The 1,798-nt window shown below is 76.2% G+C and carries 2 protein-coding genes; both read right to left on the bottom strand.

The features are described from left to right. Positions 1-6 precede the first annotated feature (6 nt). Positions 7-909, bottom strand: coding sequence for a TPM domain-containing protein (locus HMPREF3099_RS09410; protein ID WP_070705715.1), 903 nt, complete (start codon positions 907-909; stop codon positions 7-9). Between the two features lie 55 nt (positions 910-964). Next, on the bottom strand, positions 965-1,726 hold the full coding sequence (gene ddaH, locus HMPREF3099_RS09405; RefSeq protein ID WP_070705714.1) for a dimethylargininase: 762 nt from the start codon (positions 1,724-1,726) through the stop codon (positions 965-967). Between the last annotated feature and the right edge of the window lie 72 nt (positions 1,727-1,798).

Raw genomic sequence — 1,798 nt, 5'->3', positions numbered from 1 at the left:
CGGCGCTCAGTAGCTGCCGCTGGCCCCGCCGCCGCTGAACCCGCTGCCCCCGCCGAACGAGCTCGTGCTGGAGCCGCTCGTGGGCTCGGGGGCACCCATGCTCGTGGGGCTGGCCGCGTACAACGGCAGCCACGCGCCGTAGCTGAACGCGGCACCGTTGGGCAGCGGGTCGGTGCCGTGCTCGCGGCGGTAGCGGTCGAACGCCGCGAACTCCTCGTCGTCCGGCTCGGGCAGCTCCGGGTCGGCCGCGCGGGCCTCGCGCACCAGCCGGCGGGTGAGCTCCTTCTCGCGGTCGTCCTCGGCCTTGACGCGGCGGTAGGAGCGCACGCCCAGCGTGCCGAGCACCAGGGCGAGCACCCCGCCGCCGATGCCGGCTGCCCACGCCACGGCCTTCTCGGCCGGCGTCCACGCGAACGGTTCCTCGCCCCGGGCCAGCTCGTAGAGCGTGTCCACGCCCTCGGTGTGCCCCTTCGCGAAGTCCTCGTCACCGAAGGCGTCGGTCATGCGGTCCACCACCTTCTCGGCGTCCCCGTCGTCGATGCGCTGCCGGGCGCCGTCGGCCACCTCCAGGCGCACCTCGCGGTCGCCCTCGGAGTGCAGCACCAGCACGCCGTTGTCCTTGCCGGCGTCGCCCACGCCCCACTCGGTGGCCACGCGGCGCGAGAAGTCCTCCAAGTCCTCGCCCTCCAGCGACTCCACGGTGAGCACGGCCACGCGGGCCCGGTCGGTGGACCGGTTCCCCTCCTCGATGCGGGCGTTCAGCGCGCGCTCCTCCTCGTCGGTGAGCAGGTCGGCGTGGTCGGCCACGTTGCCCGACTCCGGCGGGGCCGGCACGTCGAGGGCGGCGGCGGGGGACGCCACCACCATCGGGGCGGCCAGGGCGAGCAGCAGGGCGGGGTGTCGGCGCATGCCCGCACGGTAGGAGTGATCCGCCGGCACTGCGGTCCGTCCGCGGAGGGACCGGTCAGTCGCGCAGGCGCACCGAGAGGCAGGTGACGCAGCCCTCCATCGCCTCGAACTCGCTGACGTCCACGGTCACCACCTCGTACCCGCGCTCGCGCAGCAGGTCGGCCGAGCGCGGTGCGGAGGCGGCCATCAGCAGCCGGTCGCCGCCCATCAGCACCACGTGCGCGCCGCCCTCCTCCGGCATCGCCAGCACCTCGCCCAGGGCCTCGTGGGCCGGGGCCGCCGGCTCCCACCCGATGACGGTCCCGTCCGGCAGGGCGGTCACCGCGGACTTCAGGTGCAGGGCGCGATCCACCGGCACCGCCTCCACCCGGGCGCCCAGCGGGGCGAGCACCGCGCGCAGCGCGTCGACGCCGGCCTCGTCGGTGCGTCCGCCCAGGCCCACGCGCACGAGGTCGTCGTGCTTGAGCACGTCCCCGCCGTCCAGGTGCCCGGCGGGCAGGTCCACCACGCGGCGGCCCAGGCCGGAGAAGAGCTCGGCCATGCCCTCGACCTCCCCGGCCCGCTCCGGGGCGCCGGGGCGGGTGATGACCACCGTGTCGCCGTAGGCCACGGCGACGTCCTCCACGAACACGCCGTCAGGGTGCTCGTCGGCGGGCGGGGCCTCCACCACCTCCCAGCCGGCGGTGCGCAGCGCTTCGCAGTAGGCCTGCCACTGGCGCAGCGCCAGCCCGGCGTCCACCGGCCGCGGCTCGATGTGGGTGGTCAGCCCCTCGGAGAGGCGGGGGCTGGGACGGCGGACGACGGCACGCGGGGTCATGGGGGCTCCTGGTGGTGGGGCGGGAGGTGGTCGCAGGGTACGGCGGACCCCGCCGGGTGGCCGGCGGGGTCC

The organism is Kytococcus sp. HMSC28H12 (assembly GCF_001816045.1).
Taxonomy (GTDB): domain Bacteria; phylum Actinomycetota; class Actinomycetes; order Actinomycetales; family Dermatophilaceae; genus Kytococcus; species Kytococcus schroeteri.
The sequence above is the reverse complement of the archived record's forward strand: the minus strand, read 5'-3'. Positions and strand labels throughout refer to the sequence as shown.

Coding starts and splice junctions, on each gene's coding strand:
- HMPREF3099_RS09410 (WP_070705715.1), bottom strand. CDS start 909: ATGCGCCGACACCCCGCCCTGCTGCTCGCCCTGGCCGCCCCGATGGTG.
- ddaH (WP_070705714.1), bottom strand. CDS start 1,726: ATGACCCCGCGTGCCGTCGTCCGCCGTCCCAGCCCCCGCCTCTCCGAG.